13 protein-coding genes are annotated in these 15,959 nt (G+C 67.9%); 2 read left to right on the top strand and 11 right to left on the bottom strand.

The annotated features are described in order from the left end of the window. Positions 1-81: 81 nt before the first annotated feature. From BW733_RS15205 to BW733_RS15190, 4 genes are all read right to left on the bottom strand, one after another. On the bottom strand, positions 82-1,380 hold the full coding sequence (locus BW733_RS15205; RefSeq protein WP_077351791.1) for an ISL3 family transposase: 1,299 nt from the start codon (positions 1,378-1,380) through the stop codon (positions 82-84). Positions 1,381-1,816: 436 nt separating this feature from the next. Further along, on the bottom strand, positions 1,817-4,642 hold the full coding sequence (locus BW733_RS15200) for a vitamin B12-dependent ribonucleotide reductase (protein ID WP_077351789.1): 2,826 nt from the start codon (positions 4,640-4,642) through the stop codon (positions 1,817-1,819). 50 nt (positions 4,643-4,692) lie between these two features. Then, on the bottom strand, positions 4,693-5,208 hold the full coding sequence (gene nrdR, locus BW733_RS15195) for a transcriptional regulator NrdR (RefSeq protein WP_077351788.1): 516 nt from the start codon (positions 5,206-5,208) through the stop codon (positions 4,693-4,695). Between the two features lie 182 nt (positions 5,209-5,390). Continuing rightward, positions 5,391-5,720 (bottom strand): hypothetical protein, encoded by a 330-nt coding sequence (locus BW733_RS15190; RefSeq protein WP_077351787.1) that lies wholly within the window; start codon positions 5,718-5,720, stop codon positions 5,391-5,393. A 198-nt stretch (positions 5,721-5,918) separates the two neighbouring features. Between BW733_RS15190 and lexA the strand changes: the two genes are divergently transcribed. After that, positions 5,919-6,647, top strand: coding sequence for a transcriptional repressor LexA (gene lexA, locus BW733_RS15185; RefSeq protein ID WP_077351786.1), 729 nt, complete (start codon positions 5,919-5,921; stop codon positions 6,645-6,647). 3 nt (positions 6,648-6,650) lie between these two features. On the opposite strand, the gene BW733_RS15180 is transcribed toward lexA, so the two are convergent. From BW733_RS15180 to miaA, 4 genes are all read right to left on the bottom strand, one after another. Further along, complete coding sequence (locus tag BW733_RS15180; protein WP_077353060.1) at positions 6,651-8,567, bottom strand: ATP-dependent DNA helicase; 1,917 nt, start codon at positions 8,565-8,567, stop codon at positions 6,651-6,653. Positions 8,568-8,634: 67 nt separating this feature from the next. Continuing rightward, the gene (hflX, locus tag BW733_RS15175) at positions 8,635-10,095 is read right to left on the bottom strand and encodes a GTPase HflX (protein ID WP_077351785.1); all 1,461 of its coding nucleotides are present in this window, start codon (positions 10,093-10,095) and stop codon (positions 8,635-8,637) included. 81 nt (positions 10,096-10,176) lie between these two features. Beyond that, the gene (gene dapF / locus BW733_RS15170) at positions 10,177-10,992 is read right to left on the bottom strand and encodes a diaminopimelate epimerase (protein WP_077353058.1); all 816 of its coding nucleotides are present in this window, start codon (positions 10,990-10,992) and stop codon (positions 10,177-10,179) included. Beyond that, on the bottom strand, positions 10,992-11,927 hold the full coding sequence (gene miaA, locus BW733_RS15165) for a tRNA (adenosine(37)-N6)-dimethylallyltransferase MiaA (RefSeq protein WP_237268229.1): 936 nt from the start codon (positions 11,925-11,927) through the stop codon (positions 10,992-10,994). The genes dapF and miaA overlap by 1 nt, the downstream gene beginning before the upstream one ends. A 99-nt stretch (positions 11,928-12,026) precedes the next feature. Between miaA and BW733_RS15160 the strand changes: the two genes are divergently transcribed. After that, positions 12,027-12,227, top strand: a complete 201-nt coding sequence (locus BW733_RS15160; RefSeq protein ID WP_077351784.1) for an antitoxin — start codon at positions 12,027-12,029, stop codon at positions 12,225-12,227. 1,491 nt (positions 12,228-13,718) lie between these two features. On the opposite strand, the gene BW733_RS19910 is transcribed toward BW733_RS15160, so the two are convergent. From BW733_RS19910 to BW733_RS19605, 3 genes are read right to left on the bottom strand one after another with little or no spacing between them, the layout of a single operon-like run. Beyond that, entirely contained in the window at positions 13,719-14,501 is a 783-nt protein-coding gene (locus BW733_RS19910; RefSeq protein ID WP_077351782.1) for a LamG domain-containing protein, read from the bottom strand. Between the two features lie 47 nt (positions 14,502-14,548). Then, positions 14,549-15,070 (bottom strand): SGNH/GDSL hydrolase family protein, encoded by a 522-nt coding sequence (locus BW733_RS15145; protein WP_335755103.1) that lies wholly within the window; start codon positions 15,068-15,070, stop codon positions 14,549-14,551. Then, the gene (locus tag BW733_RS19605; protein ID WP_237268227.1) at positions 14,986-15,954 is read right to left on the bottom strand and encodes a hypothetical protein; all 969 of its coding nucleotides are present in this window, start codon (positions 15,952-15,954) and stop codon (positions 14,986-14,988) included. The genes BW733_RS15145 and BW733_RS19605 overlap by 85 nt, the downstream gene beginning before the upstream one ends. Between the last annotated feature and the right edge of the window lie 5 nt (positions 15,955-15,959).

The following is a 15,959-nucleotide window of genomic DNA, read 5'->3' as shown; positions in this document are numbered from 1 at the left end:
GAACCCCGACCCGAGCATTCATCGTTATGTTGACCGGATCAGGCCCCAACCCGCACTGGAACAGGCACCCCACGACGTCGGTCAACATAACCCCGAGGTCGACATACCACCGCTTATGCGGAATTCCGCATAAGCGACGTAGTTGACGATGCTGCGGAAGCCTCGGGCTGTGCCGCGGAGGTGTTCGAGCAATCCGTTGATCGCTTCGGTGGGGCCGTTCGAGGTGCCGGGGTGGTCGAAGAACGCGAGGATGTCATCGCGGCGCCGTTTCATCGTCTGCCCGAGCAAGCGGAGCTCGTCGAGGCCGGCGGGAACCCCGGCCTTGATGGCGTCGATCACCCGAGTCATGATCTTCTTCCCCTCGGCTGGGTCGGGGGCCTGGTAGGCGTCGATCACGTCCTGGTAGATGCTCCAGGTGACCTCGAACGCGACATGCCGCTCGTCGGCGAGGACCTTCGCGAGCCGGTGCTGCTGCTTCTCTGTGAGCAGCGAAGCGCGGGTGCGGGCGACGCGTCGGATGCCGTAGAGCGGGTCACCGGAGCGGCCCCGATGCCCCAGTGTCTCTTGCTGGATGCGTTGCCTGCAGCGGTCGAGCTTGTCACCGACCAGGGCCACGACATGATACGGATCCATTACGGTGGTGACGGTGTCGATGGCTTCGACGGCGGCGCTCTTGTAGCCGGTGAATCCGTCCATCGCGACGATCTCCACTCGGTTCCGAAACGAGTCGGTCTGGGCTTCGAGCCAGGTCTTGAACGCCTGCTTCGAGCGGCCCTCGACCACGGCCAGCAGGCGTGAGGGACCGGTTCTGGTCCTTGTCGGGGTCAGGTCGATGATGACGGTGACGTACTTGTCGCCGTGTCGTGTGTGTCGCCACGCGTGCTCATCGACGCCGACAATGGTGACCCCATCAAGCCGGTCTGGGGTGTCGATGAGCAGTTCGGTGCCGGCGGCCAGGATCGCGTCCGAGGCGGTGTTCCAGGCGACGCCGAGGTTGGCCGCGACCCGGGCGATCGACATCCGGTCGACCACGATCGACTTGACCGCCAACATGATCGCGTCACGCGACAGCTTCCCCTTCGACGGCGCCGCCGCCGTGATGCTGTGACGCCAGATCCGTCGACACGGTACGCACCGGTAGCGAGGGACGACCACCTCCAGGATCGTGGGCTTCCACCCGAACGGCACATGCGCCAACCTGCGCAGCACCGCATCGTGCCGGACGCCCGGCCCGGCGCAGCCCGGACACGGCGATGGCGGTGTGGTGGGGCGGCAGCGCAGCACTGTGTGGTCGGGTTCGACGCGCTGGGCGGTCACGGACAGCCCGAGACGGTCCAGCCGGCAGAACGTATCGAGGCAGGGTGGGGTAGCGTTTCGCACAAGGGCCCTTGGGTTTTCAGATGTGGCTTAGACACCTTCATCCTGCCAACCCGAGGGCCCCCACTACCAGCCCGACCCTCCGGAGCGCCACCGAGCCGGGTCGCTCAGATGCCGCCCTTGGCTCCACTGCCTTCTGTGAAGAGCCCACAAAGTTCCCGACAGACCCCCTCTGTGGGGGCGCTCAAGAACATGGGCTGCATCGCCCTCAACGACAACGCCATCTACGAACCGACCGAAGCACTGCGTCTGTCGCTCCCCGACCTCTGACACAGCAAGATGAAAGGGCCGGTCACCCCGTCTGGGGTGACCGGCCCTTTCAGGTGCCTCTCAGCAGTGCCAGAGCGGTGACATTTTGCTGCGATTCACTGGTGACACTTTCCTGCGAACGCGGTGACAAAATGCTGCGACTGCGGTGACGAAATGCTGAGATTCGATATCAGCTGCAGCCGCTGGTCGAGCCGCAGCCCTCGCAGACGTAGCAGGAACCGGACGGACGCATCTTGGTGCCGCAGGTCATGCAGAGCGGGGCGTCGACCTCGGCCACACCGAGAGCCTCCATCAGCTCGGCCGTCGTGTGGGCGTCGAGCAGCGAGGGCTGCCGGGCGCCGTCGACGTTGAAGTCGTCGCCCGCGTCGTTGCGCAGGGTCTCGGACTCGATCATCTCGGCCTCGTCCTCCTCGGAGAGGTAGGACCCGGTCTCGACGTAGCGCGCACGCTCCGAAGCCGTGTAGATGCCCAGGTCCGAACGGTCGTCGAAGGTGAGGTAGTCCAGCGCGAGGCGACGGAAGATGTAGTCCATGAAGGACTGGGCGATCCGGATGTCCGGGTCGTCGGTCATGCCGGCAGGCTCGAACTTCAGGTTGGTGAACTTCTGCACGAAGCTCTCCAGCGGCACGCCGTACTGCAGGCCGATCGACACGGCGATCGAGAAGGCGTCCATCACGCCGGCGAGGGTCGAGCCCTGCTTGCCGAGCTTGAGGAACACCTCGCCGAGGCGGCCGTCCTCGTAGGCACCGGAGGTCATGTAGCCCTCAGCGCCGCTGACCGAGAAGCTGGTCGTGCGGGAGGCGCGCGACTTCGGCAGACGCTGACGCTTGGGGCGGTACTCGATCCGGACCTCTGGCTCGGCCTTCTTCTCCTCCTTGGTCTCCTTCTTGGCGTCGGAGAGGGGCTGACCGACCTTGCAGTTGTCGCGGTAGACCGCCAGCGCCTTCAGGCCGAGCTTCCAGCCCTGCAGGTAGACGTCCTCGATCTCCTCGATGGTCGCCGTCTCGGGCAGGTTCACCGTCTTGGAGATGGCGCCGGACAGGAACGGCTGGACGGCGGCCATCATGCGCACGTGACCCATCGGCTTGATGGCGCGGGTGCCCATGGCGGTGTCGAACACCTCGTAGTGCTCGGCCGCGAGGCCGGGCGCACCGACGACGTGGCCGTTGCTGCTGATGAACTCGAGGATCGCCTCGATCTCCTCGGCGTTGTAGCCGAGACGCCTCAGCGCACGCGGGATGGTCTGGTTGACGATCTGCATCGAGCCGCCGCCGACCAGCTTCTTGAACTTGACCAGCGAGAAGTCGGGCTCCACGCCGGTGGTGTCGCAGTCCATCATGAAGCCGATGGTGCCGGTGGGGGCGAGCACCGACGCCTGCGCGTTGCGGAAGCCGTTGCGGGCACCCGTGGTCACGACGCCGTCCCACTCGCGGGTCGCGACGGCGTGCAGCGCACGGTCGTCGGGCAGAACGCGCAGGTCGTCGTTGGCGGCCTGGTGCTTGCGCATGACGCGCTGGTGAGCATCGGCGTTGACGGCGTAGCCGTTGTACGGGCCGACGACGGCCGCGAGCTCGGCGCTGCGACGGTACGAGGCGCCGGTCATGATCGACGTGATCGCGGCGGCGGTGGAGCGGCCACCCTCGGTGTCGTAGCCCTTGCCCATGGCCATGAGCAGGGCGCCGAGGTTGGCGTAGCCGATGCCGAGCTGACGGAAGTTGCGGGTGGTCTCACCGATGGACTCGGTCGGGAAGTCGGCGAAGCAGATCGAGATGTCCATCGCGGTGATGATCAGCTCGACGGCCTTGACGAACAGCTCGGCGTCGAAGGCGCCGTCCTGGCCCAGGAACTTGAGCAGGTTCAGCGAGGCGAGGTTGCACGACGAGTTGTCCAGGCTCATGTACTCGGAGCAGGGGTTCGACGCCGTGATCGGGCCGGTCTCCGGGTTGGTGTGCCAGGCGTTGATGGTGTCGTGGTACTGGATGCCGGGATCGGCGCACTCCCACGCGGCCTTCGCGATCTTGTGGAAGAGGTTCTTGGCGTCGATCTCCTCGATGACGTGCCCGTCACCGCGGGCGCGCAGACCGAACTGCGTTCCGCCCTCGACCGCCTCCATGAACTCATCGCTGACCCGCACCGAGTTGTTGGCGTTCTGGTACTGGACCGAAGTGATGTCCTTGCCGCCGAGGTCCATGTCGAAGCCTGCGTCACGCAGGGCGCGGATCTTGTCCTCCTCGCGCGCCTTCGTCTCGACGAACTCCTCGATGTCGGGGTGGTCGACGTCGAGCACGACCATCTTGGCCGCGCGACGCGTCGCGCCACCCGACTTGATGGTTCCCGCGGAGGCGTCGGCACCACGCATGAAGGAAACCGGGCCGGAGGCGGTTCCGCCAGAGGACAGCAGTTCCTTCGACGAACGGATCCGCGAAAGGTTCAGGCCGGCACCGGAACCGCCCTTGAAGATGAACCCCTCCTCCTTGTACCAGTTGAGGATCGAGTCCATCGAGTCGTCGACGGAGAGGATGAAACACGCGCTGACCTGCTGCGGCGAGGGGGTGCCGACGTTGAACCAGACAGGCGAGTTGAAGGAGAAGTACTGATTGAGCAGCATCCAGGTGATCTCGTGCTCGAAGATCTCCGCGTCCTCATCGGTGGAGAAGTATCCGAACTCACGACCGGCCTTCGAGTAGGTCTTGACCACGCGGTCGATCAGCGTCTTGAGGCTCGCCTCGCGCTGCTCCGAGCCGAGGGCGCCACGGAAGTACTTGGTGGTGACGATCGTGGAGGCGTTTACGCTCCAGGACGTGGGGAACTCGACGCCCTTCTGCTCGAAGACGGTCTCGCCCGTCTTCCAGTTGGTCTGCACCACGTCGCGGCGGTCCCACTCCACCTCGTCGTAGGGGTGCACCCCCTTCGTGGTGAAGACGCGCTCGATCTTGAGGCCCTTGCCTGCCTCTGTCTTCTTCTGGCGCGTGCTGCGCGCTGCTGTGGCGGTCATGCTTTCCCCTCTGCGGTGTGGTGATGTGAATCCGGTGGCGGGCGTACCCGTCAACTGATCAGTGGCTCCTGGTTGGCGGCACCTACGAGGACCTCTCGCCCCTTAGGTGCCACAGCCTCGGTCGCGCCGAGCCGCAGCGCATCGATCTCCCGCTGGAAGTCGTCGACCGAGTCGTAGTTCTTGTAGACGCTCGCGAATCTGAGATACGCGACGGCGTCCAGTTCCTCGAGCGGGCCGAGGATGGCCACACCGATCTTCTCTGACGGAATCTCGGCGAAACCGGATGCCCGGAGCGACTCCTCCACCCGCTGCGCCAGGGAGGCGAGCTGCGCGGGCGTCACGGGACGACCCTTGCATGCCTTCGAGACACCACGGATGACCTTGTCGCGGCTGAACGCCTCGACGACGCCCGAGCGCTTCACGACGGTCAGGACGATCTGTTCGACGGTGGTGAACTTGCGCTCACACATCGGGCACGCACGCCTGCGCCGGATGGCTGAGCCATCCTCGGTGGCACGCGAATCCGACACCTTGGTGTCGCCGTGCCGGCAGAACGGGCAGTGCATTGTTCCTCGACCAACCTTCGTGATTCCCAGTGGAGCTACTAAGGTGCCACGTCGCCATCAAAACCACAAGTTATTGTGTGGCGACAGTGGCACAACCACTAGATATAGGAATCCTAGGTCGACCCGTGTCGGGAGACAACACCGACACGCCCGGTAATTTCAGCAGCGGAAACCGCGGCCGCCTACGGCTGCACGTGCGCCCAGGCAGGGTCACCCGCGACGTACTCGCGGGCCGGATCAGGAGTGGAATCGGCCGCGAGCTGACCCACCGAGACCACCGCGCCACCCAGGGCGAGCAGGCCGACCACCGCGACCTTGAGCACCAGCAGCGGCGAGGGCTTGACCGCGCGCCGTGCGGCGGCGCACGACGCGACCTTCGCCACCCGACCCGCAGCCAGCGGGCGGACGGGGTGGGCCTGGGGAAGGCGGAGCTCTGGACGAGCCGCCGGGGACGCGGCGACGACACGACGCGCACCGGCGTCGACAACCTGGAAGCGAACTGCGGCGGTCATGGGGACCACTCCTCTCGTCCTAGAACAACTGTTCGAATATGACTCTAGCGCCTCTCAGCCCAAATTGGAACACCCGTTCGATCGGCGTGTCGTGCGCTGTTGACCACACTCCACACGACGGGTCTGACAATTTCTGACCGGGGAACACGCCGGGCCGGATTTCGAACACACGTTCGCCATCGGCGCTAGCATGTGTGCATGGCCGAGAAGACCCCACGCCGCGGACGCCCAAGCAATGCCTCGCTCGAAGCCGAACTCGGCAACGTCACCTCGTTGCCCGACGGGCCGGAGGACCTGCACGGGCTCACCGCCAGGCAGATCGCGATCCTGCAGGTGATCCGCGAGTCCATCGACGAGAACGGCTACCCGCCCAGCATCCGCGAGGTCGCCACCCGGGCAGGCCTCGCCTCCACCTCCTCGGTCGCCTACCAACTCAAGGTGCTGGAGGAGAAGGGCTTCCTGCGGCGCGACCCCAACCGTCCGCGCGCCGTGGTGGTGCAGTTCCCCGGCGAGGAGCAACTGGACCCGGCGCAGCACTTCGACTCGACGCCCAGGTCGGTCAGTGCTCCCCTCCTCGGCCGCATCGCGGCGGGAGGGCCGATCCTCGCCGAGCAGCAGATCGACGACGTCTTCGCCCTGCCGAAGCAGCTCGTGGGTGAGGGTGAGGTCTTCATGCTGGAGGTCAAGGGCGACTCCATGATCGAGGCGGCCATCTGCGACGGCGACTGGGTCGTCGTCAAGCGGCAGAACGACGCCGTCAACGGCGACATCGTCGCGGCTCTGCTCGATGACGAGGCGACGGTCAAGACGTTCCGCCGGAAGGACGGCCAGGTGTGGCTGCTCCCACACAACGAGCTGTACTCCCCCATCGACGGCACCCACGCCCAGATCATGGGCAAAGTCGTCGCGGTGATGCGCAAGCTCTGAGCGCTACTCCTCGCCCCGTAGCCGGCGCAACGCGCGCACGGCGATGTCGCCGTCGGTGGTCATCCAGAAGTCGGGAAGCGACGCCTTCAGGAACGATCCGTAGCGCGCCGTGACCAGGCGCGGATCGAGCATGGCGACCACTCCCCTGTCCTCCGACCTGCGGATCAGCCGTCCTGCACCCTGCGCGAGCAGCAGCGCGGCATGGGTCGCGGCCACCGACATGAAGCCGTTGCCTCCGGCGTCGTCGACCGACTTCTTCCTCGCCTGCATAAGCGGATCGTCCGGACGCGGGAACGGGATCTTGTCGATGATCACCAGTTGGCACGTCTCGCCGGGGACGTCGACCCCCTGCCACAGCGACATGGTCCCGAACAGTGAGGTCTCCGGCTCGGCCGTGAACCGGCGGGTCAGCTCGGAGAGTTGCGCATCCCCCTGGGCGAGGATCGTCTGCTTGGGCAGCTCGCGGCGACAGTACTCCGCGGCCTGCTCCGCCGCCCGGCGTGATGCGAAGAGCCCGAGCGTTCGCCCACCGGCGGCCCAGATCAACTGGGCGATCTCCGCGAGGGTCTCCTCGTTCATGCCGTCCCGGCCGGGCGGAGGCAGTCGCTTCGCGACGTAGAGGATGCCCTGCTTTGCGTAGTTGAACGGCGACCCGACGTCGATGCCCCGCCAGGCGAACTCGTCCGAGGGCTCTCCCTCGGGCTCGATCCTGTCCACGGCACGCAGGCCGACGGAGGCCGCCGCCGGCTCGAAGGAGCCGCCAAGCGACAGCGTGGCGGAGGTCAGCACGGTGGTGGTCTCGCCGAAGACCTGGTTGCGCAGAAGGCCTGCGACGTTGAGCGGCGCCACGTAGGCGGCCCGCCCCATGATCTCGGAATGGGTGACCCAGACGACGTCGGCGTCGGCGAGGGAGGCGATCCGGCCTGCGACCTCGAAGATCTCCTTGACCGCCGAGGTCGCCTGCTGCCGCTCGGGGTCATCGGTGACCTTGCCTAGCACGCTGACCACCTTGCGGCTGATGTCGCGCAGGGCCGCTGCTGCGTAGGGCAGCGGCGCGGAGGCCTCCGTGATGCGGGTCAGCTCCGACTCGTCGAGGGCCTCGCGCAGCGCATCGGACTGTTCGAGAAAATCGGTGGCGAGGTCGTCGTCGAGCCACGTGAGGGCCCGCCGCGCCACCCGGTCGACCAGCGAAGGGCTCAACTCATCTGTGGCGGCCGTGGTGATCCGGCTGACCAGCTCGTGTGCCTCGTCGACGATGAGGGCGGAGTGCTCCGGCAGCGCGGTGCCACCGTGCATCGCGTTGATCGCCAGCAGCGCATGGTTGGTGACGACGAGCTGGGCGTCTCGGGCCTCTTCGCGGGAGGCCTCCACGAAGCACTCGGCCCCGAAGGGGCAGTTGGCGACGCCGAGGCATTCGCGGGTCGGGATGGAGACCTGGGCCCATCCCTTCGCGGTATGGGATGGCGCGTCGTCGCGGTCGGCGAGGCCACCACGTTCGGCCTCCTCCTCGACCCATTCGCGCAGCGCGAGGACCTCGGCTCCGAGCTTGCTTGTGTCGTCGCCCTTCGAGGTGGCGGCGGCGTCGGCGAGGGCGTCGCTTCCGATCAGCGAGTCCTGGTCGAGCGGGCCCCCCTGCCTGGCGCGGTAGAGGCAGGCGTAGTTCGTGCGCCCCTTGAGGATGGCCGCCTTCGGCCGCTGACCCGTGACCTCCTCGACCGCGTCGAGCGCGGTGGGGATGTCCTTGGTGGCGAGCTGTGCCTGCAAGGCGAGCGTCGCCGTCGCGACGACGACCCGCTCGTCGGTCTCGACGCAGCGCGCCAGCGCAGGCGTGAGGTAGCCGAGCGACTTGCCGGTTCCGGTGCCCGCCTGGACGAGCAGGTGTACGCCCCCGTCGAACGCGTCCGAGACGGCCTCGGCCATGGCCTGCTGCCCCGGGCGCGCCTGGCCGTGGATCTCTCCGACGGCCGCGGCGAGGATCTTCGCATGGTCAGCCACGGACGAACTCGGCCAACTCGTCCGCGAGATCGGGCCGCACCCTCGCCGTGACGAGCGTCCCGTCCCCGGTGTGTTCGAGGGTGTCGATGACGCCCGTCTTGTGGATCCGGTCGACCAGATCGCCGCGCGTGTACGGGACGAGCGCTGTCACCTCCACCTCGGGCCGCGGCAGCCTGTCCTCCAGCACCTCACGCAACTCGTCGATGCCCTTGCCGGTCCGGGCCGAGACGACCACGGCGTCGGGGTGGTTCGCGCGGAGCGCGAGGATCGTCGCCTCCTCCGCGAGATCCGCCTTGTTCAGCACCAGCAGTTCCGGCACCTGTGAGGCGCCGATCTCGTTGAGGACGGTGCGGACGGCCTGGATCTGACCCTCGGGATCGGCGTCGGAGGCGTCGACCACATGCAGCAGGAGGTCTGCCAGCGCCGACTCCTCGAGCGTGGAGCGGAACGCCTCGACCAGATCGTGCGGAAGGTGCCGGACGAAACCGACGGTGTCGGTGAGGGTGTAGACCCGCGAGTCGCTCGTCTCCGTGCGGCGGGTGGTCGGGTCGAGGGTCGCGAACAACGCGTCCTCGACGAGCACGCCTGCCCCGGTGAGCCGGTTCAGCAGCGACGACTTGCCTGCGTTGGTGTAGCCGACGATGGCGACCGATGGCACCTGATTGCGGCGACGTTCGGCGCGCTTGCCTTCGCGCGTGGCGTCCATCTCGCGCAGCTTGCGACGCAGCTGTGCCACGCGGGTGTTGATCCTGCGTCGGTCGGTCTCGATCTTGGTCTCGCCCGGCCCGCGGCCACCGATGCCCGCGCCTCCCGCGGCGCGGCCACCGGCCTGACGCGACAGGTTGCCGCCCCAGCCGCGGAGCCGCTGCTTCAGGTACTGCAGCTGGGCCAGCTCGACCTGGGCCTTGCCCTCGGCGCTCTTGGCGTGCTGGGCGAAGATGTCGAGGATCAGTGCGGTGCGGTCGACGACCTTGACCTTGAGCCGGTCCTCGAGGTTGCGCAGCTGTGCCGGTTCGAGTTCGCCGTCGCAGATCACGGTGTCTGCCCCTGTGGCGTGCACGACCTCTGCCACCTCGGCGACCTTTCCGCTACCGATGTAGGTGGCGGGGTCGGGGTGCGAGCGCTTCTGGACGAGGGCGTCGAGCACCTCGGACCCTGCCGTCTCCGCGAGCAGCTTCAGCTCGGCGAGCGCGTTGTCGATGTCGGTCTGGGAGCCGGTGGTCCACACGCTGACCAGCACGACGCGCTCGAGGCGCAGCTGCCGGTACTCGACCTCCGTGACGTCCTCGAGCTCGGTGCGCATGCCCGCTACGCGGCGCAGCGAATGACGGGCCTCGAGGTCGGCCTGGTCTCCGTCGTAATCGATCTCGACCTCGGCGTCGTCGATTCCGGCATCGGTGTCGATGTCGATGTCGAGCGCGCGGTCGGTGTCTTCATGGGGCAAATGAGTCATCTTGGGATCCATTGTCCCAGTCGGCACTGACCAGACCAAGCGGCCACGCTCCGCTTGTGGAAAACGTTGATGCCCGGCGGGTCAGATCCAGAACTCGCCGCGGCCGATGATCACGGCCGGGCCGGTGAGCCGGGCCTGCCCGCCCACGAAGTCGACCGAGAGCTCTCCTCCAGGCACCGTGACCTCGACGGCGCATTCATGCCCGGAGGCCTCCCGGTAGGCGGCGGCGGAGGCGACGACCCCCGTGCCGCAACTCATGGTCTCGCCCACTCCCCGCTCGAAGACGCGCATGGAGAGCTTCCCCGGCCCGTCGACGTGGACGAACTCGACGTTGACGCCTTCGGGGAAGGCTGTGGCAGGCTCCCAGGTCGGTGCACGGTGCAGGTCGAGCTCGGCAAGCACCCCTTCGTCGACGAAGGCCACCGCGTGGGGATTGCCGACGTCGACCTTCGTGGCGCTCCACTCGCGTCCGTCGAGCGTGACGCTCACCGCTTCGTCCGAGACCTCTGCCCGGCCGATGTCGGTGCTGATCAGCCCGTGGCTGGTGATCTCGACGTGTTTGACCCCCGCTCTCGTCGCGACGTCGAAGGAGCCGGTGGTGACGAGCTGCTCGTTGACGAGATGGCGGGCGAAGACCCGCAGCCCGTTGCCGCACATCTCCGCGACGCTGCCGTCGGCGTTGTGGTAGTCCATGAACCAGAGCTGGGGATCTCCGTCCCACTCGCCCACCGACCCGGCCCTGACCACGCGGATCACCCCGTCGGCGCCGATGCCGGCGTGCCGGTCGCTGAGCACCTTGATGAAGTCTGGCTGCATGTCGTGCATGCCGTACGAGTCATCGAGAATGATGAAGTCGTTGCGGGTGCCATGGCCCTTGTGAAAGCTGTACCTGCGCATCATGACCTCCCTGAGTCCAGCAAGTCTAGCCGCGCCGCGATCCGGGAGGCGTTGTCGGCGCGGTTCGCCTCTAGCCAGGTGATGCGCGGGTCGCGGCGGTACCACCCGAGCTGTTTGCGGAAGAACCGACGGGTGGCCTTCTTGACCGCCGCCCTCGCCTCGTCCTGCGTCGCCGCTCCGTCGAGGAACTCGATCACCTGCCGGTAGCCGATGGCGCGCCAGGCGGTCACGCCGTCGCGGAGCCCGGCGTCGAGCAGGCCACGTACCTCGTCGACCAACCCCTGTTCCCACATCTGATCGACCCGATTGTCGATGCGGCGGTCAAGCTCCGCCCGGTCGAGGTTGAGGCCGAACTGGTGCACATCCTCGAGTTCGTAGGTCCATTCCGGGATCACGGGGCGGTGGCCGCCGGTCAGCTCGAGCACCTCAAGGGCACGCACGGTGCGCCGCCCATTTCCCGGTTCGATCTGTGCGGCCGATGCCGGCGCCAGCTCGGCGAGCCTTCGATGCAGTTCGAAGGGGCCTACCGCCTCGAGTTCCGCCTCCCAACGGGCCCGCACCACCTCGTCCGAGGCGGGAAACTCGAACACATCGGTGATGGCACGCGTGTAGAGCGCCGATCCACCGACGAGGATCGGCACGGCTCCCCTCGCCCTGATGTCGGCGATCGCGGCACGTGCCAAGGTCTGGAAGTGCGCCACGGACGCCTTCTGGGTGACGTCGGCGATGTCGATCAGATGGTGTGCGACGCCGCCGCGCTCCTCGAGCGTCGGTTTCGCGGTCCCGATGTCCATCCCGCGGTACACGAGCATCGAGTCCGCGTTGACGATCTCGGCTCCTCGACCGTTGCCTCCGAGCAGCAGCGCCAACTCGACGGCGAGGCCCGACTTGCCGGTGGCTGTCGGGCCGACGAGAACGATCAGTGGAGATGACACGCGGATCAGTGTGCCACCCCGTAACCGGTGCTTCCCAGCGGGCACCCTTTGGCGGCAGGATATGCCTCGCACCTACACCTCCACGGAAGGAGACACCCTATGGGCATCATGGACAATCTTGGCGATCTGGCCAAGCAGCACGAAGACAGGATCGAACAGGGCATCGAGCAGGTCGGCAACACGATCGACGACAAGACCGGCGGCAAGTACGCGGGTCAGGTCGATCAGGCGCAGAACTTCGCCAACGAGCAGCTCGACAAGCTGACCGGAGCCGATCAGCAGCCTCCGCAGCAGCAGTGAGCGCTAGGCGCCTGTCCGACGCATCAACCTGGATCGTCTGACTGGCGCCCGATGCCCCTGAACAGGAGGGCCGCCCGGTACAGTACCGGGCGGCCCTTTTCCGTGTTAATGGGTGGTCAGCGGCTGGCGAACATCACGATGTTGTTGAACATCCAGTCGCTGCGCTGGGCGAACCCGCTCCCGGTCGCAACATCGACAGTGGCCCAGGCGTAGGAGCGGCACGCCACGCCCTGTCGCCGCCGTGTCACACTCCGTGCGCCACCGACGCCCGTCGTCCGCGATCCACGTTCCGTTCTCTCCCAAGGGGTTCCCCTTCCACTGAGCCCTCGTCATGTGTGGCAGGTGGGTGAGGTTGTTGAAGGCCCACCCCTGCCGGACGACGAACCGCCCCTGCTCGCGCACGACGACACTCGCCCAGATCTCGGTGCGGCACCTCGTGGTCTGGGAGTAGGCCTCGCACGTCGTGTTCCACATGCGCCCGTTGACGTTGTGCAGACCGGGCAGCGTGTAGGGAGCGCTTGGCTTCCAGCTCGCGCTCGGCGTCGGGCCGGGCGTCGGGGTGGGGCTTGGCCTCGCGGAACCGCTCGGCTTCGCCGTGGGGGCTCAGGGTCGGCGAAGGAGCCGGAACGCTGGGCGTCGCACTTGCCGAGGGAGTGCGGCTCGGCGTGGGAGTGGGCGTCGGAGACGGTGCCTGCGACGGAGACGGAGTCGGCGACGGTGACGGTGTCGGTGTCTGCGTCGGCGTCGGCGTCGGCGTCGGTGTCGGCGACGGCGAGGGTGTCGGAGACGGCGACGGCGAGGGCTTCACCTCGAGGGTGAAGCTCGCCTTCCCCGCGTTGCCCGCCGCGTCGGTGACCGTGACGGTGACGATGTGGGCGGATCACCTCGCCCGCCCGGGCCGTGGTGGGCACCGTCAACTCGGCGGTCCCAGTCACCGTCCCCGTGTGGACGCCCTCGAGCAGCACCGATCCGGTCGCCCCCGTCGAGGATGCGCCCGCCTGCACCACGACGGGAGCCACGTCGCCCGCGGTCTGCGCCTGGAAGGCGACGTCGTGCGCCGTCCCTTCGACCGCGAGGCTCAGGGGGATCTCGACGCTCTCGCCAGGGGTCGCCTGCATGGCCGGACCGACGGCGAGCGTGCCGCGGGTCGGCGCCACCGGATGCGAGTTCGCGACGTTGCCCGACCCCCACACGGCGAGGTCCTTCAGCACCCGGAACGCGGTGCGCTCATGCCCGAGACCACTCAGTCCCGCACTCGAGCGCCAGGACGGAGGCACGGCTACTGAGCCGACCTGGAGGGCCTGCGCCTCGGCGTCGATCAGGATCGCGCCGCTGGCGGTCGCGACCGAGCGCAGGGCGTCGTTCGTCCCCCTGCCGGCCGTGGCCGAGGTCATCAGCAGCGGGATCCGGGTCGAGGTGCGCAGCGCAGCGACGGCCGCCTCGGCCTGTGCCTGATAGGCAGCCGATCCGCCGGCGGCCTGGAGGTCACCCTCAACCGCGGTCATGATGACGGTTCGCGACCCCGCGAGCCGCTCCTGCGCGAGCAGCCAGGCGACCCTCGCCGGGAGGTCGTCCGCCCCCGGGCTCAGAGTGGTGACGTAGTCGGTAGTTGCGTTCCCCACGGTGCCGCTCCTGCAGCGTGTCGCTCCACCGACGCCACCCGTCCTCGGGTGCTGAGAGCCCCTCGCCCAGGATAGCGATCGGGCGTGACTCCATCGACTGCCACGCCCCGGACTGGCTGAACGTGGTGAGCATCCTGGTCAGCTCGGCGGAGCGGGTGACCGTGTTGTTGCCCGCAAGCGTGATCTGCTGGACCGGCTCGGTCGGCTCATGGAGCGCGAACACACGGCCGATGCTGCCGACGAAGCCATCTGCCTGCCCGGTCTGCGTCTTGGTTGCACCGACGGTGAGTGTGTCGGCGCCGACCACGTCCGCCCCGAAGACCTGACGCGGCACGAACCCGACGGCCACGCCGTCGACGGTCAGCCTCGTGGTGGTGTTGCCCGCGGCGAGCGCGACCGTGTGCTCCCGTCCGTCGCCGAGACCGAGGTCCCCCGACGCGAGGTCCAGCAGTGTGGCGCCGTTGCGGGTGACGAGAGCCCGCACGCCGCCTCCGACGCTGCGCAGGGTCAGCGCGCTGCCCGGGTCGCTCGAGGCGCTCATGGAGAGCAGGACGCCGCCAGCCGCGCTGGTCGTGGCGAAGCGCACGGCGTAGGTTCCCTCGACCTGGCGGTGCAGCGGCAACCCCGCGAGGTCGGCGCTGCGCTCCTCCATGCGGGTGCCGTCGAAGGTCCCGGTGAACGCGTACCCGTAGCTCTGGGTCAGGCCGGAGCCCCGGCTGAGTTCGAGCGACGAGTTGGAGATGAGCCCGTTCGCCGGGGTGTCCGACTCGGCACCGATCCGGTGGACGGGTCCCAGGCGCCGAGCGTCTGGAGCAGGGTGCGGGCGAAGTGCCAGTGGCCGAGCCCGTTGGGATGGATGGCGTCGCCGAACCACGCCGTCGGCATCGCTGCCCCCGGCTGGGTCATCCAGTCGGCGAAATGGTCGACGAAGACCACCTGCTCGGAGGCGGCCATCGCGCGCAGGCCCTGCACGTAGGACGTGTACTGGCCTCGCGTGCCGACCTCCCCCGCGGAACGGATCGGGTTCGAGGCCGCCAGGATCGGGGTGGCCCCAGCAGCACGGATCTTGTCGACGATCTCTGCCATGTTGGCGACATAGGTCTCCTGGGAGATCCCCATCTGCGAGGCGGCGTCGTTCATCCCGAGCATGACGACGACGACATCCGGCTCGTAGGCACCGACGCGTCGGCGAAGCGCGTGTTGACGCCGAGCGTGCTCGATGTGCCCACGGAGGTGTCGCCCGAGATGCCGGTGTTGACGACGGTGTCGGAGGCGTGGCCGAGCTCGACGAGCCGCTGGGCGAACTGCTCGCTCCACGTCCGCACGCCGTAGGTGTGCACGTTCCCGTGGGTGATCGAGTCGCCCGTGAAGACCCATGTGCGGTTCCCGGTACGTGCGGGCGCCAGCTCGGCACCGAGGGTGGTGAAGTCGCCCAGCCCGACCGGGAACCGGTTGAGTGCCTGGTCGACGGTGCGCATCTGGGTCGTCGTCAGGGGGCCGGTCAGGACCGAGAGGCGCTGCAGGGTTCCGGTGTAGAAGTCGGCGTAGCCGTTCTGGCCGGACGTGTTGCGCCCACCGATGTCGAAGGAGTTCATCCCCGTGACCGAGGAGAGGAAGCCGATGGAGTCGCCGAAGTGGACGGGGCTGGCGTCGAGGAAGATGCGCAGCCTGCCCTCGGTGACGGTGACGTGGACCTGGTGTGGTTGGTTGAGGGCCAGCTCGACCGGCACCGTCACCTGGCTCGCACCGACCTTCCACACCAGGGAGCGGCCGTCGGTCGCGAGGACTGCCCCGGCGTCGGGCGCGGCCGAGTTGAAGAAGTGCGCGAGGGTCTGCACGCCGGTCGAGCGCTTCGGGGTGAAGGAGACCTGGATGGTCCCCTCGCTGAGCGCCGCCGAGCCCGTGACGTCGGCGTGCGTGGAGTTGTAGAGCCCGTGGTGCCTGGTGCCGTCGAACTCGGCGGTGGCAGCGCCGGCGGCGTACCCCCAGCCGAGGGTCTGACGGACGGCGGCCTCGGCGCTGCTCTGCGCCGTTGCCACCCATGCCCCCAGGATCAGGGCGAGCGCGACTATCGTTGTCGCGGACTTTTGCAGGAGTGTGTTCACAGCAG

The sequence above is a fragment of the Tessaracoccus flavescens genome (assembly GCF_001998865.1).
GTDB lineage: Bacteria > Actinomycetota > Actinomycetes > Propionibacteriales > Propionibacteriaceae > Arachnia > Arachnia flavescens.
This window is presented reverse-complemented; position numbering and strand designations above follow the sequence as displayed.

Bases quoted from the DNA above. Each gene is read 5' to 3' on its own strand.
- BW733_RS15200 (WP_077351789.1), bottom strand. From the start codon at position 4,642: ATGACCGCCACAGCAGCGCGCAGCACGCGCCAGAAGAAGACAGAGGCA.
- nrdR (WP_077351788.1), bottom strand. From the start codon at position 5,208: ATGCACTGCCCGTTCTGCCGGCACGGCGACACCAAGGTGTCGGATTCG.
- BW733_RS15190 (WP_077351787.1), bottom strand. From the start codon at position 5,720: ATGACCGCCGCAGTTCGCTTCCAGGTTGTCGACGCCGGTGCGCGTCGT.
- lexA (WP_077351786.1), top strand. From the start codon at position 5,919: ATGGCCGAGAAGACCCCACGCCGCGGACGCCCAAGCAATGCCTCGCTC.
- BW733_RS15180 (WP_077353060.1), bottom strand. From the start codon at position 8,567: ATGGCCGAGGCCGTCTCGGACGCGTTCGACGGGGGCGTACACCTGCTC.
- hflX (WP_077351785.1), bottom strand. From the start codon at position 10,095: ATGACTCATTTGCCCCATGAAGACACCGACCGCGCGCTCGACATCGAC.
- dapF (WP_077353058.1), bottom strand. From the start codon at position 10,992: ATGCGCAGGTACAGCTTTCACAAGGGCCATGGCACCCGCAACGACTTC.
- BW733_RS15160 (WP_077351784.1), top strand. From the start codon at position 12,027: ATGGGCATCATGGACAATCTTGGCGATCTGGCCAAGCAGCACGAAGAC.
- BW733_RS19910 (WP_077351782.1), bottom strand. From the start codon at position 14,501: ATGGAGGAGCGCAGCGCCGACCTCGCGGGGTTGCCGCTGCACCGCCAG.